The sequence below is a fragment of the Sphingopyxis sp. 550B genome, from assembly GCF_057401805.1.
Genome location: NZ_CM171610.1, coordinates 644,553 through 667,131, shown reverse-complemented (window position 1 = coordinate 667,131; position 22,579 = coordinate 644,553). Strand labels below are relative to the sequence as shown.

At 66.6% G+C, this 22,579-nt stretch carries 16 protein-coding genes and 1 tRNA gene; 10 read left to right on the top strand and 7 right to left on the bottom strand.

The window, feature by feature from the left end:
* Positions 1-7: 7 nt before the first annotated feature.
* Positions 8-376, bottom strand: coding sequence for a GxxExxY protein (locus AC2S9W_RS03050; RefSeq protein ID WP_404950427.1), 369 nt, complete (start codon positions 374-376; stop codon positions 8-10).
* Positions 377-436: 60 nt separating this feature from the next.
* On the bottom strand, positions 437-1,639 hold the full coding sequence (locus tag AC2S9W_RS03045) for a M20 metallopeptidase family protein (protein WP_082737383.1): 1,203 nt from the start codon (positions 1,637-1,639) through the stop codon (positions 437-439).
* Positions 1,640-1,798: 159 nt separating this feature from the next.
* On the opposite strand from AC2S9W_RS03045, the gene AC2S9W_RS03040 reads away from it, so the two are divergent.
* Positions 1,799-3,070 carry a dipeptidase gene (locus AC2S9W_RS03040; RefSeq protein WP_067186443.1) on the top strand — a complete coding sequence of 424 codons (1,272 nt, stop codon included), beginning with the start codon at positions 1,799-1,801 and terminating at the stop codon, positions 3,068-3,070.
* A 9-nt stretch (positions 3,071-3,079) separates the two neighbouring features.
* On the opposite strand, the gene AC2S9W_RS03035 is transcribed toward AC2S9W_RS03040, so the two are convergent.
* Together AC2S9W_RS03035 and AC2S9W_RS03030 are read right to left on the bottom strand one after the other, a co-directional pair.
* Positions 3,080-3,502 (bottom strand): DoxX family protein, encoded by a 423-nt coding sequence (locus tag AC2S9W_RS03035; protein ID WP_067186441.1) that lies wholly within the window; start codon positions 3,500-3,502, stop codon positions 3,080-3,082.
* On the bottom strand, positions 3,502-4,806 hold the full coding sequence (locus AC2S9W_RS03030; protein WP_486571612.1) for an FAD-dependent oxidoreductase: 1,305 nt from the start codon (positions 4,804-4,806) through the stop codon (positions 3,502-3,504). Before AC2S9W_RS03030 ends, AC2S9W_RS03035 begins: the two co-directional genes overlap by 1 nt.
* A 154-nt stretch (positions 4,807-4,960) precedes the next feature.
* Here AC2S9W_RS03030 and AC2S9W_RS03025 point away from each other — a divergent pair.
* Positions 4,961-5,034 (top strand) — tRNA-Gln (locus tag AC2S9W_RS03025).
* An 86-nt stretch (positions 5,035-5,120) separates the two neighbouring features.
* Here the strand turns inward: AC2S9W_RS03025 and AC2S9W_RS03020 are convergent.
* On the bottom strand, positions 5,121-7,388 hold the full coding sequence (locus tag AC2S9W_RS03020) for an FdhF/YdeP family oxidoreductase (protein ID WP_486571611.1): 2,268 nt from the start codon (positions 7,386-7,388) through the stop codon (positions 5,121-5,123).
* A gap of 138 nt (positions 7,389-7,526) precedes the next feature.
* Between AC2S9W_RS03020 and fdhD the strand changes: the two genes are divergently transcribed.
* Positions 7,527-8,357 (top strand): formate dehydrogenase accessory sulfurtransferase FdhD, encoded by an 831-nt coding sequence (fdhD, locus tag AC2S9W_RS03015; RefSeq protein WP_082737382.1) that lies wholly within the window; start codon positions 7,527-7,529, stop codon positions 8,355-8,357.
* A 21-nt stretch (positions 8,358-8,378) separates the two neighbouring features.
* Here the strand turns inward: fdhD and AC2S9W_RS03010 are convergent, their stop codons facing one another.
* Together AC2S9W_RS03010 and AC2S9W_RS03005 are read right to left on the bottom strand one after the other, a co-directional pair.
* Positions 8,379-9,707: an ATP-binding protein gene (locus tag AC2S9W_RS03010; protein WP_158682344.1), complete on the bottom strand. Its 1,329-nt coding sequence runs from the start codon at positions 9,705-9,707 to the stop codon at positions 8,379-8,381.
* An 8-nt stretch (positions 9,708-9,715) separates the two neighbouring features.
* Positions 9,716-10,474, bottom strand: coding sequence for a response regulator transcription factor (locus tag AC2S9W_RS03005; protein ID WP_286748612.1), 759 nt, complete (start codon positions 10,472-10,474; stop codon positions 9,716-9,718).
* 110 nt (positions 10,475-10,584) lie between these two features.
* Between AC2S9W_RS03005 and AC2S9W_RS03000 the strand changes: the two genes are divergently transcribed.
* The 7 genes from AC2S9W_RS03000 (at position 10,585) to AC2S9W_RS02970 (ending at position 22,577) form a co-directional block, all read left to right on the top strand.
* The gene (locus AC2S9W_RS03000) at positions 10,585-12,954 is read left to right on the top strand and encodes a TonB-dependent receptor domain-containing protein (RefSeq protein ID WP_067186430.1); all 2,370 of its coding nucleotides are present in this window, start codon (positions 10,585-10,587) and stop codon (positions 12,952-12,954) included.
* 468 nt (positions 12,955-13,422) lie between these two features.
* Positions 13,423-15,726: a TonB-dependent receptor gene (locus AC2S9W_RS02995; protein WP_067105999.1), complete on the top strand. Its 2,304-nt coding sequence runs from the start codon at positions 13,423-13,425 to the stop codon at positions 15,724-15,726.
* Positions 15,727-15,752: 26 nt separating this feature from the next.
* Positions 15,753-17,387, top strand: a complete 1,635-nt coding sequence (locus AC2S9W_RS02990) for a carboxylesterase/lipase family protein (protein ID WP_067186428.1) — start codon at positions 15,753-15,755, stop codon at positions 17,385-17,387.
* The gene (locus AC2S9W_RS02985) at positions 17,384-18,949 is read left to right on the top strand and encodes an AMP-binding protein (protein ID WP_067186424.1); all 1,566 of its coding nucleotides are present in this window, start codon (positions 17,384-17,386) and stop codon (positions 18,947-18,949) included. The genes AC2S9W_RS02990 and AC2S9W_RS02985 overlap by 4 nt, the downstream gene beginning before the upstream one ends.
* A 51-nt stretch (positions 18,950-19,000) precedes the next feature.
* Positions 19,001-19,696 (top strand): TetR/AcrR family transcriptional regulator, encoded by a 696-nt coding sequence (locus AC2S9W_RS02980; RefSeq protein WP_067186422.1) that lies wholly within the window; start codon positions 19,001-19,003, stop codon positions 19,694-19,696.
* Between the two features lie 244 nt (positions 19,697-19,940).
* Positions 19,941-20,840: an SDR family NAD(P)-dependent oxidoreductase gene (locus AC2S9W_RS02975; protein ID WP_067186420.1), complete on the top strand. Its 900-nt coding sequence runs from the start codon at positions 19,941-19,943 to the stop codon at positions 20,838-20,840.
* Positions 20,841-20,912: 72 nt separating this feature from the next.
* On the top strand, positions 20,913-22,577 hold the full coding sequence (locus tag AC2S9W_RS02970) for an MFS transporter (protein WP_067186418.1): 1,665 nt from the start codon (positions 20,913-20,915) through the stop codon (positions 22,575-22,577).
* Positions 22,578-22,579: the final 2 nt, after the last annotated feature.

Below are 22,579 nucleotides of genomic sequence, written 5' to 3'. Positions count from 1 at the left end.
AAATATGTCAGCCGCGATAATTGTTCGCGACGCGCCGGATGCCCTCTTTGAAGGTTTCACCGCCAAAGTTAATGAGCAGGCCGAGCGGAAGGTCGAGCAGGCGAAGATAGGTCAGCACCTGTTTGCCGTGCAGCGGCGATAGCCGCTCCACCGATTTGAGTTCGACGAGCAATTTTCCGTCGATCAGAAGGTCGGCCCGAAAGCCTTCGGGCAATTCGACGCCATCATAGCGGATCGGAATCGGCGCCTGTCTCTGAACGCCGAGGCCACGACGTGCGAGTTGGTCGAACATGATCGCCTCATAGACCGATTCGAGCAGTCCCGGACCCAGATTCTTGTGCAAATGAAATCCGCAATCGACGGTGATTCTCGCCAATTCCTCGATATCCAATATCGCCCCTCCTTTGCGCCTTCGCGCCTTTGCGTGAGATTTTCTCTATCCGAACCCCTCGCTCAGAAACTGTTCCGCCAGCGCCGCGTGGAGCGCCGCGCCGCGTGCCATGACCTTTTCGTCGAGCACCATGCGGTTCGAATGCAGGCCGCAGCACGACCGCCAGTCGCTGCCTGCCTCGCTCGCGCCCAGCCAGAACATCGCGCCGGGCACCTTTTCGAGGACGTAGGAGAAATCCTCCGCGCCCATCACCGGATTGTCCATCGTCAGCCACGCCGCCTCGCCGAACGTCGATTCGACCACCGACTGGCCGAAGGCGACGGCGCGGCTGTCGCAGATGGTGACGGGGAAGCCTTCCTCGATATCCACCTCGGCGGTGCAGCCGTGCGCTTCGGCGATCGCGGGGGCGAGGCGCTTCAGTTCCTTCGCGACCATCGCGCGGCAGTGCGGCGACAGGGTGCGGATCGTGCCGAGCATCTCGGCCGTTTCTGGGATGATGTTGTACGTCGTACCCGCCGCGATCTTCGCGACGGTGACGACCGCGGGGTCGAAGACCGAGACGCGGCGCGTCACCATCGTCTGGATCGCGGTGACGATCTCGCAGGCCACGGGAATCGGGTCGACCGCGTCCTGCGGCATCGAGGCATGGCCGCCCGCGCCCTTGACGGTGATCTGGAGCACGTCGGACGAGGCGAGCAGCGGCCCGGCGCGCCCGGCGAAGACGCCGTGCGGTGCGTTGGGCATGATGTGGAGCGCGAAGGCAGCATCGGGCAGCGGATCGAGCAGGCCGTCCTCCAGCATGAAGCGCGCGCCGTGGTGCCCCTCCTCGCCCGGCTGGAACATGAACATCACCGTGCCGGCCAACCGCTCGCGCGCCGCGCACAGCAGCTTTGCCGCGCCGACGAGCATCGCGACATGGGTGTCGTGCCCGCAGGCGTGCATCGCGCCGCTGGTTTCGGACGTGAAATCGAGTCCGGTGTCCTCGACCAGCGGCAGCGCGTCCATGTCGCCGCGCAGCAGCACGGTGCGGCCGTTGGCGGGGCCGCGGAGGATGGCGACCAGGCCGGTGGTCGACGGCCCCTCGCGCAGTTCGAGCGGCAGTCCGGCGAGTGCATCCTTGATCTTCGCGAGCGTCTTCGGATTCTGCAGGCCCAGCTCGGGTTCGCGGTGGATCGCGCGGCGCAGGGTGACGAGGTCGTCGAGAAGCGTCTCGGCTTCGGTGGGCCAGCCTCGGGCCATGTCGGTCATGTTGATATTTCTCCAGACGAAAGATGCGCGGCGAAACGGCAATGCTGCGCCGCGCGGACTCGCGCGTCAAGCCGGACCGCCGCGCCGCGGGGTGCGGCTGGCATCGACGATCGAAATTGGGGCTCGATTTCCGCGTCGCGGCGCTTAAGGTCGCGCCCCATGACCAGAACCATGCTCCTCGGCGGCCTTGCCGCCCTCGCCCTTGTTTCCGTTCCCGCCGCGGCGCAGTCGTCGCCCGAGGCGGTCGCCGAGGCCGCGCTCAAGGCCGCGCCGGTGTTCGACGGCCACAACGACGTGCCCTGGGCGCTGCGCGGGCGCGTGGGCAACATGATCAACGATTTCGATTTCCGCGACACGCAGCACACCGCGAAGCCCGGCGCGACGCCGCCGGTTCAGCCGATGCACACCGATCTTGCGCGGCTGCGCAAGGGGCGCGTCGGCGCGCAATTCTGGTCGGTCTACGTCCCGTCGAACGACGATGAATCCGAAGCGGTCGTGCAGACGCTCGAACAGATCGACGTGATGAAGCGGCTCATCGCGCGCTATCCCGACGACCTCGCTCTGGCGACGAATTCGGCCGAGCTCGAAAAGGCGATGAAGGCGGGCCGGATCGCCGGCATGCTGGGGATGGAAGGCGGCCAGTCGATCGCCTCCTCGCTGGCGGTGCTGCGCGACATGTATGCGCTCGGCGCGCGCTACATGACGCTGACGCACGGCCGGGCGACCCCGTGGGGCGACAGCGCCACCGATGCGCCGGTGCACGACGGGCTGACCGATTTCGGGCGCCAGGTGGTGCAGGAGATGAACCGCCTCGGCATGATCGTCGACCTCAGCCACACCAGCGAGGCGACGATGAAGGACGCGCTCGAAGCGTCGCGCGCGCCGGTGATGTTCAGCCATTCGGGAGTGCGCGGGATCAACGATCATCCGCGCAACGTCCCCGATTCGGTGCTCCCGCTCGTCAAGGCGAACGGCGGCATCGTCATGGTCGTGCTGCTGCCCGGCTTCCTCGATGCCGACGTCCGCGCGCACGGCCTGTCGCGCACCGCCGAGCAGGCGCGGCTGAAGGCGCAGTATCCGGGCGATCCCGCCGCGGCGAAAAGGGCGCTGGCCGACTGGGACAGGGCGAACCCCGCGCCGACGACCGATGTCGCGAAGGTGGCCGACCATGTCGACTATCTGAAGAAAGCGATCGGGGTCGACCACATCGGGCTCGGCGGCGATTATGACGGTATGGATTCGGCGCCGGTCGGGATGGAGGACGTGTCGGGCTATCCGGCGCTATTCGTCGAGTTGGCGAAGCGCGGCTACACGCAGGCCGAGCTTCAGAAGATCGCCAGCGGCAACATGCTGCGCGTGCTGAAGGCGGTCGAGACCTATGCCGCGAGCCGCAAGGGGCAACCGCCGATCGAAACCCCGGTCGTGAAATAGCGCTGCGCGCTATGGTCGGCGTGCGCGCTCGCGGGCGTGCCGTCGCCCGAACGGCCATTCGATTGCGCCGCTCGTCCATAGCGCCCACCAGATGATCAGAGGTTGTGCGGCGAGGCGCGGCGCGTGATATCCCCAGCCCAGCGTCGTGCCGTCGATCGCGATATGATGAACCGCATGATGCACATTGGCGGGCCAGACGCACAGCGCATAGAGGGCGAGCGCCCAGCCGGCCGTCCGGCGCATGGCGGGAAAAAGCAGCCCCGCTGCCCCTGCGATCTCCGCAACGCCGGTCGCCGCGACGACGAAAGCAGGCTGCGGCACCCACGGCGGGGTGATGGCGAGGAAGGGCGCGGGTGTCGCCAGATGTCGGTAGCCCGCATAGGCATAAGCGAGCGCGAGCAGCCAGCGCAGCGCCGCGCGGGCATGCTCCATCAGCGGCCGATCGCGGCGAGCATCGCCTCGACGCTGGTGAACTTCTCGCGCGGATTGCCGTCGAGCGCGGCCTTGACCTCGGCGTCCTCGATCCGCCGCCAGTCGCGGAAGGTGACGGGCGACACGCCGCGGCTCGCGAGCAGCGCGTCGAGGCCGGGGCGTCCCGCCTTGTCGGCGCCGCGGCCGATGTCCGCGAGCACCATCTCGGCGATGTGCATGCCGTCGGGCTTGTTGGTGCCGATCGTTCCGCTCGGCCCGCGCCTTGCCCAGCCGACGCAATAGAGGCCGGGCAGGATGCGCCCCTCGTCGTTGGCGAAGCGGCCGCGGCCATGCTCATAGGGGACGCCGGGGATCGGCGGCGTCTGGTAACCGATGCAGCTGATCACCAGCCCCGCCTCGATCGCGTAGCGCTCGCCGGTGCCGTGGCTGCGCAGTTCGGCGTCGAGTTCGGTCTTCTCGACGATGACGCGCTGGACGCGGCCGTTCCCGCTCTCGGTGCCCTCGATCGCGACCGGCATGGCGAAGAAGTCGAAATCGATCGTCACCGGCTTGGCGACCGGATTGGCGGCGAAACTGCGCAGATGCGTCACCGACTTGCGCATGCCGGGTTCGAGCATCGCGTCGTCGCCCTCGGGCGGCAGGTCGGCGGGGTCGACGCGCGGGCTGGCGCGCTCGAGATGGCCCAGCTCGCCAAGCTCCTTCGGCGTCATCGCGATCTGGTGCGGGCCGCGGCGGCCGAGGATGTGGATATGCCGCACGCCGCTCGCCGCCAGCGCTTCGCGCGCGTGCGCGACGATGTCGCTGCCGGCGAACTCGGCGGGCGTCTTGGCGAGGATGCGCGCGACGTCGAGCGCGACATTGCCGTTGCCGATCACCGCGACGCCGGGGGCGTCGAGCGGCGGATTCAGGTCGGCGAAATCGGGGTGGCCGTTGTACCAGCCGACGAAGGCCGCGCTGCCGATCACGCCCGGGCGGTCGGCCCCCGGAATCGCGAGCGGCCGGTCGTGCGGCGCGCCGGTGGCGAGCACGACGGCGTCGTAAAGATCGGTCAGTTCGTCGATGCCGACATCGCTGCCGACCGCGACATGGCCGACGAAGCGGACATTGTCGGTCAGCGCGACGCCTTCATAGCGCCGCGACACCGCCTTGATCGACTGATGGTCGGGGGCGACTCCGGTGCGGATCAGGCCATAGGGGACGGGCAGGCGGTCGATGACGTCGATCGCGATATCGTCGGCTTTCTGCAAGGTTTCGGCGGTATAATAGCCCGCCGGGCCCGACCCGACGATCGCGACATGACGCATCAGTCCACCTCCATCGGCGGGGCCTGCACCCGGGGAGCGGCCCCATTGTTATCGACGCGATGCTAGCGGCGATTCGCGCGAGGGCAAGCGTGCTTGTGCATGGGCGTACCGGCCTTGACAGGACGGTCGCGCAATCATATTGCGCCCGCCTCATTGCCCCGTCGTCTAATGGTAAGACTACGGATTCTGATTCCGTCTATCGAGGTTCGAATCCTCGCGGGGCATCCATCGCAAATGCTGCATGATCGAATGCTCGGCCCGCTGCGAAATCGGGCGTCGCGGTCGCCATGGGAATCTCCTGCCGGTGCGGAGGTTCAGGCGGGCACCACGCGGACCGGAATCGATTTGGCCGCTGGCGTGCCGCTCATCCGGTCGTAATGGTCGAGCGGCAGCAGCGGATTGAGTTCGGGGTAATAGCCTGCGACCGCGCCGCGCGGCATCGGATAGTCGATGATCGTGAGCGCATCGACCCGCCGCCGAACCCCGTTGGTGCTGATCGTTTCGAGCGCGACGGTCGCGCCCTTTTCCAGCCCGCGCGCGATGCGGTCGTCCGCGTTCATGAACAGGATCATGCGATCGTTGTAGACGCCGCGATAGCGGTCGCTGTAGCTGTAGATTGTCGTGTTGAACTGATCGTGCGAACGCACCGTCGCCAGCCTCAGCATCGCGGGGTCGTCGACCCGCGCGTCGACTTCCAGACCCGGCAGCAGCAGGAAATTCGCCTTGCCGTTCGGGGTCGGCCAGACCAGCCGCCGCGGCGGGATGTCGAGATGGAATCCCTTCGGGTCCCGGATCCGCGCCGGGAAGTCGGCGTAGATTTCGGGATAGACGTCGGCGATCCGGTCACGGATGAGGCCATAGTCGTGGATATAGGATTCCCAGGGAATCCGGCTGTCGGGAAGCGTCGCCATCGCGATGCGGCAGACGATCTCCACCTCGGACTTCAGATGTTCGCTCGCGGGCTCCAGCACGCCGCGCGACGCCGTGACGTTCGACATCGAATCCTCGATCGTGACGAACTGCTCGCCCGCCGCCGTCTCGATCCGTTCGGAGCGTGCGATCACCGGCAGGATGAGCGCGTCGCGGCCATGGACGAGGTGGCCGCGGTTGAGCTTGGTGGCGATGCCGACGGTCAGCGCCAGCCCGCGCATCGCCGAATAGGCCAGATCGGTATCGGGCACGGCGCGGACAAAATTGCCGCCCATGCCGATGAAGACCTTCGCGGTGCCCTTCAGCATCGCCTCCACCGATTCGACGGTGTGGTGCCCATGCTCGCGCGGGGGTTCGAACCCGAAGACATCGCGCACGCGGTCGAGATAGGCCTGCGAGGGCCTTTCGTTGATGCCGACGGTCCGGTCGCCCTGGACGTTGGAATGGCCGCGGATGGGGGAGATTCCGGCGCCCGGCCGACCGAAATTGCCCTTGAGGAGAAGGATGTTCGCGACCTGCTGGACGAGCTGCGAACCCAGTTGATGCTGAGTCAGTCCCATGCCGTAGCAGATGATGGTCGCCTTCGAGCGGATGTAGATTTCGGCGCATCGCCGGATCTGGTCTTCCTCGACGCCGGAATGGGCGACGATGTCGGCCCAGTCGAGCGCCATCACCTCGTCGCGCACCGCCTCCAGGCCCGACGTATGCTCGGCGATGAAGGCGTGGTCGAGGACCGGCTCGCCCTGCGCCTCGCGCTCGAACATGACCTTCATCATGCCCTTGAGTATCGCCAGATCGCCGCCGATTCGGACGTGGACGAATTCGCTGGCGATCGGCGTCGAACCGAATGTGGCCATCTGGACGACGTCCTGCGGCTCGGTGAACTTGATGAGCGCGCGTTCGGGCATCGGATTGATCGCCACGATCGGGATGCCGCGTTTGCGCGCCTCGACCAGATTGGTCATCATGCGCGGCGAATTGGTGCCGGTATTCTGTCCGATGATGAAGATCGCCTCGGCATGCTCGAAATCCTCGAGCACGACCGTGCCCTTGCCGACCCCGATGGACGGCGGCAGGCCCCGGCTCGTCGGCTCGTGGCACATGTTCGAGCAGTCGGGAAAATTGTTGGTGCCGAACTGGCGCACGAAGATGGAATAAAGGAAGGCGGCCTCGTTGGGCGTTCGGCCGGACGTATAGAATTCCGCTTCATGCGGGCTGTCGAGCGCGCGCAGATGCTCGCCGATCAGCGCGAAGGCCTCGTCCCATGGGCAGGGCACATATCTGTCGCTCGCCGGATCGTACCGCATCGGCTCGGTGAGGCGTCCCTGCATTTCGAGCCAATAGTCGGATTTCTCCATGAGCGCGGTGACGCTGTGTTCGGCGAAGAACTCGCGCGTCACCCGGAACTTCGTGGCCTCATGCGCCAGCGCCTTCGCGCCGTTTTCGCAGAATTCCAGCGTCTTCTTGCAGTCGGCGTCGGGAAAGGCGCAGCTCGGGCATTTGAAGCCGCCCGGTTGATTCATGGCGAGCAACGCGCGCGACCCCTTGGTGACGACGCTCTGTTCGAGGAGCACCTTGGCGGTCGCCGCGGCCGCGCCCCAGCCTCCGGCCGGGCGGTCGTAGGGCTTGTAGCGCGGAGTGTCGTCAGCCATGATCAGCCATGTCCCATATGTCGGGGCAACTAAGCACGTCGGGCGCTCCTTTTCCACCGGCTATCGCATCCCGGTCTCGTGCGAGAATGGGGAAGCTGCGGCCCCGCGCGCGCCGAACCACGGCCGGTCCGCCAGACGATGCGTGAACGAGGTACGACGATCTTGCCCGAATTACGGACCATCGAACTTGCGGTGCGCCGGATCGGCCTGGCCGATCCGGGCGATTCCGAACTGCGGCGCAGCATTGCGATCGAGATGCCCGTCTCGATCGAGATATGCGGAATCGGCTATGCGGTCATGATGGCGACGCCGTCCGATCTGCGGGATTACGCCCTCGGTTTCGCGCTCAGCGAGGGCATGATCGAGCGGATCGACCAGATCCTTTCGGTCGATGTTCACGCAGTCGAAGGGGGGATGGTCGCCCGCATCGCCTTGCCCGCCGAACATGCCGACCGGGCCTTCGATCGCGCGCGGCTGCGCGTCACCGAAAGCAGTTGCGGCATCTGCGGGATGGAGAATATCGCCCAGGTCCTGAGGCCGCTGCCCGAGGTGAAGGCGCGGATCGCGACCGATCGCGGCGCGATCGCCCGCGCGCTGGCGGCGCTGCACGATCATCAGCCGCTGGGGCAGGCCACGGGCGCGGTGCACGCCGCGGCATTCTGTACGCCCGACGGCGCGATCCTGCGCGCCCGCGAGGATGTCGGGCGGCACAATGCGCTCGACAAGCTGATCGGGGCGCTCGCCGGCGAAGGCATCGACCCCGGCACCGGTTTCATCCTGCTCACCGCGCGTTGCAGCTACGAGCTGGTGGAAAAAACCGTTCGCGCCGGCTGCCCGGTGCTGGTCACCATCTCTGCGCCGACCAGCCTCGCGGTCGAACGCGCGGCGAAGGCGGGCCTGACGCTGGTCGCGCTCGCGCGGCCGGACGCGGCGCTCGTCGTCTGCGACCGTCACGGCAATATCGGATGACGATGCCGGAATCCGTCAGTCTCAAGCCCCTTCGGTGGAATTCGGAAAGGCCAGACGAGCCTTCAGGCCCCCGAGCGGACTGTTGGCGAGGATCAGCTTTCCGCCCATTGTGGCCATGGCGCGGTCGGCGGCCGCGAGGCCGAGACCGGCGCCGCCGGGCCGTTGCGCTGCTCCGACCTCCAGACGCCGGAACGGCAGCACGGCTTCCGCGCGCAGCTCGGGGGCAATGCCGGGTCCGTCGTCGTCGATGTCGATCGCTATGGCTTCGGGGTCGGTGTGCATCGATACGTCGATCCGCCGCGCATGACGGCGGGCGTTGTCGATCAGGTTGGTGATCGCGCGCTTCATCGCCACCGGCCTCGCCATCGTCTCGAACCTGTCTGGCCCCTGATAGCGGATGTCGGCCCCCAGATCCGCGGCCGTGTCCACCGCGGTCGTCACGATGGCCGCAAGGTCGACGAGCCGGGGCGCTTCCTCATCGCCGCTGCGGAAATAGGATAGCGTCGACCCGATGAAATGTTCCATCTCGCGAAGGTCCACGGCCATCGCTTCGCGCGTCTCGGGGTCGTCGATCAGCGATGCGCGCAGATGCAGGCGCTGGATCGGCGTGCGCAGGTCGTGCGACACGGCGATCAGCGATTGCGTATGATCGTCCATCGTCCGGATCAGCCGCGCCTGCATCGCGGAAAAGGCGGCGGCGACGCGGCGGACCTCGGGCGGCCCGTCGATGCGGAAGGCGCCGGTGCGGCCGTGCCCCGTCGCGTCCGCGGCTTCGGCGAGATCGCGCAGCGGTCGAATGAGCGCGCGAACCATCAGAACCGCGACCAGCAGCACGCTCAGCGTCAGCAGCAGGTGCATCGCGACGACCATGTTCGGACGCGGCGGGGCGCCCAGAAAGGGGCTGATGCGAAATGTCACGAACGAGCCGTCGGCAAGACGGCGCGCGCCGAGAAGGTCGCGCCGCCCCGGCGCGGTGGAGGGAATCAGGGTCAGCCGCAACTCGCCCGCGGCCAGGCTCGGCTCGCTGCGGGTCATCCGGTCGCGCATCGCGCCGAGCCGGACCGGCGCCGCGCCGATGTCGGTGATCACGGTCCGCGCCACCCAGTTGAGCGTCATGCCGTCGCCGGCGAGCGCATGCATCGCACGCCCCCGGTCGGGCACCGGCGCGGCGACCGCGACACGCTCCGCCTCGACCAGCCGCGCGGCGATGCGGCGAACCTGGTCCGCCGAAACGAGTTCGGGTTCCTGCCAGCGGTGCAGCGCGATGTTGCCGAGCAGTTCGAGCAGCAGCGCCGCCGCCACGACGAGCGCGATCCGCCCGACCATCCCCATCGATCGCAGGTGCCGCATCGCCATCGTCAGTCGGCGCGGACGTCGACCGCGAGCATGTAGCCGCCGCCGCGGATCGTGCGGATGATCGGCCGCGATTTCCGTCCGTCCCCCAGCTTGCGGCGCAGGCGGCTGATCAGCACGTCGATGCTGCGGTCGTTCGGCGTGCCGATCCGGCTGCGCGTCATCTCGATCAGCCGCTCGCGGCCGATCATGCGCTGCGGATGGCGCAGGAGCGCCAGCAGCAGTTCATGCTCCGCCGCGGTCAGCTCGACCTCCGCGCCCGACGGCGAAATCAGCTCGCAGCGCCGCGAATGATAGCGCCAGCCGGCGAAGTCGAATTGCTCCGGCGCCGGAATGTCGAGCGGCACGTGCGGGTCGCTGACGCGGCGCAGCACCGCGCGCACGCGTGCAAGGACCTCCGCCCGGCCGAACGGCTTGGCGATATAGTCGTCGGCGCCCATGTCCAGGCCCGTGACGCGGTCGCTTTCCTGCCCGCGGGCGCTGATCATGATGATCGGGACTTGGCTGCGCGCCCGCACCATGCGGCAGATGTCGAGGCCGCTTTCGCCCGGCAGCATGATGTCGAGCAGGACCAGATCGACCGGACGCTCGGTCATGGCGGCCTCCAGTTCGCGGCCGTCGGCGGCGCCGGTCACGTCGTAGCCGCATTCGCGCAGGATGCGGGCGAGCAGCGTGCGGACGCCCGCATCGTCGTCGACGATGACGATGTGGTGCGCGATAGCCGGTATCCGGACCGGCCGGTCGCCTGGCGCCAATTGTAACAAAGTGTTGCTCCTGCCTGTCATTCGCGCATTCCGGATTGACCGGACGCCCGCTTGGCATCAGGTCGCGCCCCGACATTCTTGCTAATTATTCGCAATATCGGGGGAATACAATGACCACTATTGTTCGCGCTCGCACGCTCCGCCTCGGCGAAGGCGCAGCCCTGTCCGTTCTGGCCGCGCTGATCGCCGTTCCGGCCTGCGCGGTCGAGGCGGACGATCAGTCCGACGCCATCGTCGTCACCGCGGCGGGCTTCGAGCAGAAGATCACCGATGCGCCCGCCAGCATCACCGTGGTGACCGAGGCGGAGCTGCGCCAGCGTCCCTACATCACGCTGATCGACGCGGTGCGCGACATCGAGGGGGTCGACGTCGGCGAGACGTCGGACAAGACCGGGCAGCGGACGATCAGCATCCGTGGCATGGGGTCCGACTATACGCTGATCATGATCGACGGTCGGCGTCAGAACAATCATGGCGACATCTACCCCAACAGCTTCGGCGGCAACCAGTTCAATCATATTCCGCCGCTCGACGCCATCGAACGGATCGAGGTCATTCGCGGTCCCGCCTCGACGCTCTATGGCGCCGACGCGCTGGGCGGGGTGATCAACATCATCACCAAGAAGGTTCTCGATCGCTGGAGCGGGTCGGCGACGATCGGCCGCAGCATCCAGGAGGATACGGCCTTCGGCGACGACATGACGTTCGACGCCAATCTCAGCGGCCCGGTGGTGCCCGGCGTCATCGGCCTGAAGCTGCGCGGCTCGATCTACAAGCGCTATCCGTCCGAGCCCGATTTCGCGCCGGCGGTCGACCCGGCCGGCGTATCGCACGTTCGCGGCCTGGGTTTCGGTACCGGCGGCAAGACGGTGAAGAACACCAACCGCAGCTATGGCGGCTCGATCAGCTTCACTCCGTCGCCCGACCACAGCTTCGTCTTCGACATCGATTATTCGAAGCAGGTCTATGACAACACGCCGATCGTCAATCCCGGCACCGGCGCGATCACCTATCCGCTCGGGACGCTCGACGGGATCGAGAGCATCTGGCGCGCGAGCGGCGGCGTCGTGCAGCCGCGCGTCGGCTATACCGAAGAACAGGTCTTCGACCGGCTCAACTGGGCCGTCACGCATCATGGCGACTGGGGCTTCGCGCGCAGCTTCGTCTCGCTCGCCTATGTGAAGACGAACAACAAGGGCCGCACCATGCCCTTCTCGGTCGCCGAGCGCCTGCTGCTGCAACAGATGTACAGCGGGACCGGCGCCTATGCCGGGCTGACGACTGCGCAGCGCCGCGCGCTTGCCGAATCCACCTTCCTGCCGCGCCCGCTTCGCACGCTGGAAAGTGCGCAATATACGCTCGACGCGCGCGTCGACATCCCGGTCGAGAATTTCGCCGGCCGGCATCATTTCGTGATCGGCGGCCAATATATCGACGGGGCGCTCGACGACGGGGTCTTCGGCCTCGAAGCATCGGTCGGCGGGATCGACGCCGTGCAGGACCACAAGATCTGGTCGCTGTTCGCCGAGGACAACTGGACCATCGTCGACGGGTTCACGGTCACCGGCGGGCTGCGCTACGACGACCATAATCTGTTCGGAGGGCATCTCAGCCCGCGCCTCTATGCCAACTTCGAGATCAACCCGACCCTGACGCTGAAGGGCGGGGTCAGCACGGGCTACAAGACGCCCAAGACCACCGATCTCTACGACGGCATTCGCGGTTTCGGCAGCCAGGGCACCAGTCCCTTCATCGGCAACCCCGATCTGAAGCCCGAGACCAGCGTCAACAGCGAGATCGCGCTCTACTGGAACCCGTCACCACACAGCGGCATCAACGTCACGCTGTTCCACAACAAGTTCAAGGACAAGATCGCTTCGACAGTTGTCCAACCCTGCGCGGTGACCAATTTCGTGCGGCCCTGCGCCAATCTCGGCGACTATTGGGCCGTGCTGGGGCTCGGCGGCACGATCAGCGTGCCGATCAACATCGACAAGGCGCGCATCAAGGGCGCCGAGGTGGCGGGGCGCTACCAGTTCTTCCCCGGCCTCTCGATCCGCGCCAACTACACCTATACCGACAGCAAGCAGTTGACCGGCAATTCTGCGGGGCAGCCGCTGACCCAGACGGCAAAGCATATGGCCAATGCGACGCTCGACTGGCAGGTAGCGGATGGCCTGTCGGCGCAGCTTTCAGCCGAGCATCGCTCGCGTCGATATCGTGGTCTTGATGGGAGCGGCAATCATCTTTTCTACAAGAGCTATCAGGTGCTGAATCTGGGTGCGCAATATCGCATCAACGATCACCTGACCTTCGCCGCGCGCGTCAACAACCTGCTGGATCAGGACTTCCGCGCCTATGATGTCGATTTCGGTGTCCCGGATCCGGTGAGCGGTGCCTACTCGCCGACCTACGTTGATCACTACAACAACAAGGACAAGGCGCGCAGCTACTGGGTGAGCCTGAACGCGCGCTTCTAGGACAAGGGGGCCAGGTCCCCGTCGAGAGCAAGGCGAACGCTCCGCCGGTCGGCCGTTTCCTTCCTGGGGATCGATCGACCGGCGGTTCTTGTTTGGGGCGTGCTCGTCCTTGAACGAAACATCTTCGTGTCCCCGCCTCCGCGGGAGCGCATGGTTGTCCGCCGTAACGATCACTCCTCGCTTTCGCGCTGGACCCGGAAGTCATTCAGTTCGCAGACCGCATCCGTGAGCAGGGTCCGCCCACCGATGCTTGGAGCGCAAGAAGCTCCGATTCCCGAACCACCCCCAATCCCCGATCGCGACGAATTCCCGGCCGCTCGCCTCATGATCGGCAGGGCTGCGAAGCGCAAAATCGCTCCACGAGAAATTTATTCACGCGCGTGATAGTGAATGTTGACTCATTCGAGAATGTGACGGATAAGAAGGACGGTTCGGCGGCAACGACCGCCAACGGGAGGGAGAGTTTGTATGAAGGCTCAGCTTTTCGCGTCCGCCTCGGCGGTCGCCCTGTTCGCGCTTCCGGTCTCGGCCATGGCGCAGGTCACGGAGGATGAGGCGCCGGCCGCTTCCTCCGCGCAAAGCAATCGCGGCGACAACGACATCATCGTCACGGCGACGCGCCGTACCGCGCGGCTTCAGGACGTGCCGCTCAGCGTCTCTGCCTTCGGGCAGGAGGAACTCGATGATCTGGGCATCGTCGGTTACGAGGGCATCGCCCAGAACACGCCCGGCATCGTCGTCAACCGGCCGACGCAGAATTTCAACAATTTCACCAGCCGCGGCATCAACACCAACGGTTACAGCGCCGGCCTGCAGAGCGCGGTCGCCATCTATGTCGACGAACTGCCGATCTCGGCGAACGGCAACTCGACCATCCTCGATCCGAATCTCTACGACGTCGAACGCGTCGAATTCCTGCGCGGGCCGCAGGGGACGCTGTTCGGCTCCAACTCGCTCGCCGGCGCGATGCGGATCATCACCCGCAGTCCCAACCTCAGCAAGTTCGAGGGATCGGCGAGCGTCGACCTGGGCGTCGTCGGTTCGGGCTCGCTGCGCCAGCGCTACAATGCGATGGTCAACCTGCCGATCATGACCGACGAAATGGGTCTGCGCGTCTCGGGCTATTATCGGAACGAGGACGGCTGGGTCGACAATATCGGCACCGGTATCAAGGATTCGAACAGCCTCGAAGCCTTCGGCGGACGCGCGATCCTGCTAATGCGGCCGAGCGACCGGATGAAGGTGAAGCTGCTCGTCTCCTACGAGAACAGCAAGCCGGCCGATTCGGCGCTGACCAACCCCACCCTTGGCAAGTTCGTGCGCAACTCCGACCGTCCCGACCTGTTCCAGGGCAAGCTCACCAACTATAATATCACGGTCAATTACGAGTTCGATTTCGCCGAGCTGGTCAGTTCGACGACGCTGTCCGACTATGACGCGTCCTTCTATGTCGACCTCGCCGGAACTTTCGCACAGGCTTTTCCCTTCGCGCTCGACGCCTATGGCTATGACGATCTTTTCGTTCAGGAGACACGGCTGGTGTCGCGCCACAGCGGGCCGATCGAATGGGTTGCGGGCTTTTTCTACTACGACAAGCGGCGGACCGTCGATTTCGCCTATCGCTCGTCACTCGAATTCATCGCCCAGCGCAATATCATCGGCATGGAAAATGAGTATTATCAGCGTTTCAACAGCTATACGGACCAGAGGGAGATCGCCGGCTTCGGCGAGGTGACGGCGCATCTCAGCGACAATTTCTGGGTCACCGGCGGGCTGCGCTATGGCAAGACGGACGTCCAGACCTTCACCCGGGGCGGCGGCTATAATTATGTCGTCGCTGCGCTTCCGCAGTTCGGCTATCTGGCGGTCGGCGCCACGCCCGGCTGGAACAATGTCGTCATGCGCAGGGACCCGATTCCCTACGCCGAAGGGCTGAAAGTGTCCGACGACCGCCTGTCGTGGAAGGCCAGCGTCTCGTGGAAACCAGTGCCCGAACTGACCGCCTATGCGACGGTTTCGACGGGTTTCCGTACCCCGGTGGTCAACGCGCGCGCGGGGCTGGTCAGCACGATCAACCCCAGCGACATCGTCATACCCGACGGCGCGAAGTCGGACAGCGTGACCAATTATGAGGTCGGGCTGAAGGGGCGCTGGCTGGGCGGCAATCTGACCGCCAATCTTGCGGGCTATTATATCGACTGGAAGAATATCCAGGTCCAGGCGAACCGCGTGTCGGATTCGATCCAGTTCGCGACCAACATCGGCGCTGCGGAAAGCTATGGCCTCGAGTTCGAAGTGATGGCGCGGCCGCTTTCGGGGCTGAGTCTCGTGCTCAACGGCTCGTTCAACGAGGCGAAGGTGACGAAGCTGTCCGCGATCGAGGCGGCGATCTCCGGTGCCGAGCTGGGCACCCGGCTTGCCTCGCCGCATTTCCAGGGATCGGGAACGCTGCGGTACGATTTCCCGATCGGCAACGGGAAAACCGCCTTCGGGTCGGTCAACGTATCGCACGCCGGGTCCTTCCCGAACCAGTTCCCGAACGTGCCGGGCAATCCCAACGCGGTCAGCCCGACGTATGACCATACCGAGGCGTGGACCAATGTGAACCTGTTCGCCGGGGCGAAGCTGGGGGCGCTGAATCTGACCGCCTATGTCGAGAATCTCTTCGACGACACATCGATCACCTATGTCCATCCCGAAGCCTTCCTCGACGGGCGCTACGCCCGCCTGCGGCCGCGCACGATCGGCGTTCGCGCCGACTATCGCTTCTGATCGGCGCCGGAAGAAGGAAGCCGCCCATGCGTCGCCTGCGGACCCTCGCTCTCGTTCTGGCCGTCCTCCTCCCGGGGGCGGCCGCCGCGGCCGCGGAACCGGTGGTCGATGCGCCCGCGGGCGTCGTGCACGGCGTGCAGGACCGCGATCTGCGCGTCTTTCGCGGCATTCCCTATGCCGAGCCGCCCGTCGGCGAGCGCCGCTGGCGTGCGCCGGCACCGCTGCCGCGTTGGGACGGCGCCCGCGATACTACCCGCTTCGGCGCCGCCTGCATGCAGCCGAAGCCGCAGGCACCCAGCATCTATGGCTGGGACCTGCCGGCGATGAGCGAGGATTGCCTGTCGCTCAACATCTGGGCGCCGCAGGATGCGCGCGGCGCGCCGGTCTTCGTCTGGATCCACGGCGGCGCGCTGGCGTCGGGGTCGGGCGCCGACCCTATTTACGACGGCAGCGCGCTCGCGCGGCGCGGCATCGTCGTGGTGTCGATCAACTATCGCCTCGGCATGTTCGGCTGGTTCGCGCATCCGGGGCTCAGTGCGGAATCGCCCGACCATGTCTCGGGCAATTACGGTCTGCTCGACCAGATCGCGGCGCTCGAATGGGTGAAGCGCAATATCGGCGCCTTCGGCGGCAATGCGGGGAACGTCACCATCGCCGGGGAATCGGCGGGCGCGCTCAGCGTCATGTATCTGATGGCGGCTCCGGCGGCGCGCGGGCTGTTCCACAAGGCGGTGGCGCAGAGCGCCTATATGGTCTCCGCGCCCGGCCTGCGCGACCGGATCAACGGCATGGTCCCTGCAGAGGTGCAGGGCGCCGAACTTGCGGCGAAGCTCGGTGCCGCCGACATCGCGGCGCTGCGCGCATTGCCGGCGGCCGACATCCCGGCCCGGGTCGCCGCGACGGGCTATTTCCCCTTTCCCAATATCGACGGCAAGACGCTGTCGCGCCAGCTCGTCGACACCTTCGATCGCGACGAACAGGCGCCGGTGCCGATCCTCGCCGGCTTCAACAGCGGCGAGATTCGCTCGCTGCGGTTCCTGCTGCCCAAACCTCCCGCCGACGCGGCCGCCTATGAAGCCACGATCCGCACCGCCTATGGCGAGTTCGCCGATGCCTTCCTGACCCGCTATCCGGCGAAGGATATCGGTGAAAGCATGCTCGCCGCGACGCGCGACGCCATGTATGGCTGGACCGCGGAGCGGCTGGTGTCGAACCAGGCGGCGCTGGGGCAGGGCGCCTATTTCTATCTTTTCGACCATGGCTATCCGGCGACCGCGCAGTGGAATCTCCACGCTTTCCATGCCGCCGAGCTGCCCTATGTGTTCGGGACCGCGGCGCGGACGCCGCCCCTGTGGCCGAAGATTCCCGACAGCCTGGCAGAGCGCAGGCTGATCGCCGCGATCGGCGATTACTGGGCGAGCTTCGCCACCACCGGCCGACCCGTTGCAAAGGGCGGGCCCGACTGGCCCGACTATGCCGACAATCGCGGTTTTCTGCACATCGCCGACACGCCGCGCGCCGGGCACAATCTGTTTCCCGGTACCGCGGCGCTGCACGAGGCGGTCGTCTGCCGCCGTCGTGCCGCCGGGGACGTGCCGTGGAACTGGAATATCGGCGTCGCGTCGCCGCCGCTGCCGCCGAAGACCGAGGGCTGCCAATGATCGACGGTTCGATGCAATATTACGGCCTGACGCTCGACAAATTCCTATCCCACGCCGCCAAATGGCACCCCGATGCCGAAGTCGTGTCGGCGACGGCGGCGGGCGGCGTGCGGCGGACCGGATACGCCGCGCTGCACGATCGTGCGCGCGGCGTGTCGGGTGCGCTGCGCGCGCTCGGCATCGGCCGCGGCGACCGCGTCGCGACGCTCGCCTGGAACACGCAGGGGCATGTCGAGGCTTGGTACGGCATCATGGGCATGGGGGCGATCTGTCACACGCTGAACCCGCGCCTGACCGCGGCGCAGCTTTCCGCGATGCTCGCGCAGTCGGGGGCGGCGCTGCTGCTGGTGAGCCCCGACCTGCTGCCGCTGGCGCGCGAGGCGAGCGCGAATCTGCCGTCGCTGCGGCGCATCCTGCTGCTCGACACCGACGCGGACGAAGACGGCGCCGATGCCTTCGACCCGCTGGTCGCGGCAGCGCCGCGCGACGCGGTCTGGGGCGATTTCGCCGAGGACACGCCATCGGGGCTCTGCTTCACCTCGGGCAGCACCGGCGCGCCCAAGGGCGTCACCTATACCCATCGCGGCTGCTATCTGCACACGATGCGCCAGCTCCAGGCCGACGTGCTGGGGCCGACCGCGCGCGACGCGATCCTTGCCGTGGTGCCGATGTTCCACGCCAACGCATGGGGATTGCCCTTCGCGGCGCCCGCCGTGGGGGCGAAGCTGGTGCTTCCGGGGCGCCAGAGCGACGGCGCGCATCTCGCGCGGCTCATCTGTTCCGAAGGCGTGACCGCTGCCGCGGGGGTGCCGACCGTCTGGCTCGGCCTCGTCGAGCATCTGGAGGCCGAAGGCGGCGATGTGCCGTCGCTCGAGCGTATCCTGGTCGGCGGGTCGCCGATGCCGCCGGCGCTGATGGACCGGATCGAGCGCCGCCTCGGCGCCGAGGTGCAGACAAGCTGGGGAATGACCGAATTGTCGCCGCTCGGCACCGCCGCGCCGCCGGGCGATCCGCATCGCAGTGCGGCCGTTTCGGGCCGTCCGGCAATCGGCATCGACCTGCTCGTCGCCGACGCCGACGGCCGCCCGCTGCCCGAGCAGCGCGGGACCGAGGGGCATCTGCGCGTGCGCGGCGGCTCGGTCGTCGAACGCTATTTCGGCCAGAGCGAACCCGCCACCGACGCCGACGGCTGGTTCGACACGGGCGATCTCGCGCGGATCGACGACGCGGGTAACCTCGTCATCACCGGCCGCGCGAAGGACCTGATCAAATCGGGCGGCGAATGGATCAACCCGGCGGAGATCGAGGCGATCGTCGGCGCGCTGCCGCAGGTGTCGCTGGCCGCCGTCATCGGGCGCCCGCATCCCAAATGGGGCGAGCGGCCGGTCCTGCTCGTCACCTGCGATGCGGCGATCAGCGACGCCGAACTGCTCGAGCCGCTCGCCGGGCGGGTCGCGTCCTGGTGGGTCCCCGACACGGTCGTGCGCCTCGACGCGATGCCGCTCGCGCCGACCGGCAAGATCGACAAAATGCAATTGCGGCTCGATTACGGACAGGTGTAGGCCGAAAGGCCCCGCCGCCCTGCGAACGAAGGTTTCGAGAGGAATAGAGATTTGGAGTCCAAGGCAAAGAGTCGGACGAAACGGCCATCGAAAGCGGAGCAGCGCGCCGAAACGATCGAGCAGATTCTCGACACCGCCGAATATCTCTTTTCGCGCAACGGACTCTACGGGGTGACGCTCAAGGATGTCGCCAAGCGGGTGGGCGTGCATCACACGCTGCTCAACTATTATTTCGAGGACAAGAAGAAGCTGTTCGATGCGGTGTTCGCCCGCCGCGCGGTGGTGACGAGCGAGCGCCGCATGAAGGTGCTCGACGATTACGAGCGGGCGTCGGGGGGAAAGCCGACGATCGAGGGCGCGCTCCATGCCTTTCTGGACACCGACCTCGACCTTTATATCGAGGGTGGCGAGGGCTGGCGCAACTATGGGGCGCTCAGCGCGCAGGTGGCCAACACGCCCGAATGGGGCGCCGGGATGATGGACGCCCATTTCGACCCGGTCGTGCTGCGGCTGATCGGCATATTGAAGAAGGCGCTGCCAGAGGCGGCGGAGGAAGACATCTTCTGGGGCTATCACTTCGTCACCGGGGCGCTGATGCTGACGCTCGCGCGCACCGGCCGCATCGACAAATTGTCGCAGGGGCTCTGCCGGTCGGACGATTATGCGGCGGTCAAGCAGCGCATGGCGCGCTTCATGGCGGCGGGCTTTCGCGATATCTGCGAACAGCGCGCGAAAGACGGGGACTAGGGCATGATGACGTGGGAAAGACTCGTCATTGCGAGCGGCGAAGCCGCGCGGCAATCCAGAGCGTGCGGTAACTGCTCTGGATTGCTTCCTCCGGATCAGGTCCGGGGTCGCAATGACGAAGTGGGGCAATCCAAAGTCATCAGAGTATAGCAAAGGGCAGGCGGGCGCTTTCCGTCTCCCGTCTGTTTCAATTTTCATTCACTCACAAGTGAGTTATAGTAATTCGGATAGCGAGAGGGGCAGGATGACGAAGGCATTGCAGGACCGGGTGGCGATCGTGACGGGCGCGGGCGGAGGGCTCGGCCGGGCGCATGCGCTGATGCTGGCGCGCCATGGCGCGTGCGTCGTCGTCAACGACAGCGAGGGCGCCGCCGCCGAGCGCGTCGCTGCCGAGATCGAGGCCGCGGGCGGCCGGGCGATGGCGGCGCCGGCGTCGGTCACCGACGCGGAGCAGGTCGCGGCGATGGTCCATGCCGCGACCATGGCCTGGGGCGGCATCGACATATTGGTCAACAACGCCGGCATCCTGCGCGACAGGAGCTTCGCCAAGATGGACCTCGCCGACTTCCGCCTCGTCGTCGACGTCCATCTGATGGGCGCCGCCACCTGTTCCAAGGCGGTGTGGGACCAGATGCGCGAGCGCCGCCACGGCCGCATCGTGATGACGACATCCTCGTCGGGCCTCTACGGCAATTTCGGGCAGGCCAATTACGGCGCCGCGAAGATGGCGCTCGTCGGGCTGATGCAGACGCTCGCGCTCGAAGGCGAGAAATACGGCATCCGCGTCAACTGCCTCGCCCCCACCGCGGCGACCCGGATGACCGACGGCGTGCTCGCGCCCGACGCGCTCGCCCACCTGGCGCCCGAGGCGGTGAGTCCGGGCCTGCTCGCGCTGGTCGGCGACGATGCCCCGACGCGCAACATCCTGTGCGCGGGCGCCGGTCATTTCGCGACCGCGAACGTCACGCTGACCGACGGCGCCTTCATCGGCCGCGCCGACGATGCCGCGCAGCGCGTCATTTCCGAATGGGACCGCATTTCGGATCGGCGGGGAGAGATCGTTCCCGCTTATGGTTTCACGCAGGCCGAGCGCGAACTGGCGAGCGCCGGCTTCACCGCGCCGACGATGGCGGTCAACCGCTGACAACCCCCGGGAGCAGGGCGAACGGGCCGGTGAAAGAGCCCGCCGCCGCTGCCGGGAGAAAGGGAGAAGGATATGGCAACCGACAGCGAAACCCTGCCCGCCGAAGGCAAGGGCCAGAACGAGACTCTCGTCATCGCCGCCTCGTCGCTGGGGACGGTGTTCGAATGGTATGACTTCTACCTCTACGGCCTGCTCGCGAGCGCGATCTCGATGCATTTCTTCGCGGGCGTCAACGAGACGACGGGGTTCATCCTCGCGCTGATGGCGTTCGCCGCCGGCTTCGCGATCCGGCCGTTCGGGGCGCTCGTCTTCGGGCGGGTCGGCGACATTGTCGGGCGCAAGAACACCTTCCTCGTCACCATGGCGATCATGGGGCTGTCGACCTTCGCCGTCGGCTTCCTGCCGTCCTACGACACGATCGGAATCGCCGCGCCGATCATCCTGATGCTGCTCCGCCTGCTCCAGGGGCTCGCGATCGGCGGTGAATATGGCGGCGCGGCGGTCTACATCGCCGAACATGCCCCGCCGGGAAAGCGCGGCTTCTACACCAGCTTCATCCAGACCACGGCGATGATCGGCCTAATCCTCGCATCGACCTTCGTCGTGTCGCTGCGCCTGTTCATGGATGCCGACAGCTTCAATGCCTGGGGCTGGCGCCTTCCCTTCATCTTCTCGATCGTGCTGCTGTCGATCGCGCTCTGGATCCGGCTCCAGCTAGAGGAAAGCCCGGTCTTCCAGCGGATGAAGCAGGCGGGCGCCACGTCGAAGGCGCCGCTGAAGGAGGCCTTCGGCGAATGGCGCAACCTGAAGATCGTGCTGATCGCGCTGTTCGGGGCGGTGGCGGGGCAGGCGGTGATCGGCTTCGCCGCGCATCTCTATCCGCTTTTCTACCTTGAGAAGATCGCGAAGGTCGACGGGGCGACGTCCAATTTCCTCGTCGCCACCGCGCTGCTGATCATCATTCCCAGCTTCGTTTTCTTCGGCTGGCTCAGCGACCGGATCGGGCGCAAGCCGATCATGATGACCGCCTGCGTCATCGCGGTCTTCACCTATTTCCCGCTCTACAAGGCGCTGGTCGCCGCGGCCAATCCGGCGATGGCGGCGGCGGTCGAGCATGCGCCGGTGCAGGTCGTCGCCGACCCGCGCGAATGCTCGTTCCAGTTCGACCCGATCGGCAAGAACAGCTTCGACCGGACGAGCTGCGACATCGTCAAGGCCTATCTGGCGCGCGGTGGGATCAACTACGCCAATATCGATGCGGCCCCGGGCACGGTCGCGACGGTGCGGATCGGCGAGGAGAGCCACACCGCGCCCGACCCCGCGAAGCTGAAGGGCGAGGCGAAGGCCCAGGCGATCGCGGCGTTCCAGGAAGAAGTGCATGCCGGGCTTTCGCGCGCGGGCTATCCCGCCGCCGCCGATCCGGCCGCGGTCGACAAGGGGCGGGTGATCGCGATCCTCTGCGTCTTCGGCCTGCTCGCGACGATGGTCTATGGCCCGCTTGCGGCGCTGCTGGTCGAACTGTTTCCGGCGCGCATCCGCTATACCTCGCTGTCGCTGCCCTATCATATCGGCAATGGCTGGATCGGCGGCTTCATGCCGACGATCGGCTTCGCGATGGTCGCGGCGACGGGCAATATCTATCAGGGACTGTGGTATGCGGTGGTGATCGCCGCCATCACCGCGGTCGTCGGCATCTTCTTCCTGCCCGAAACCTACAAGCGCGATATCGAAGCCTGACG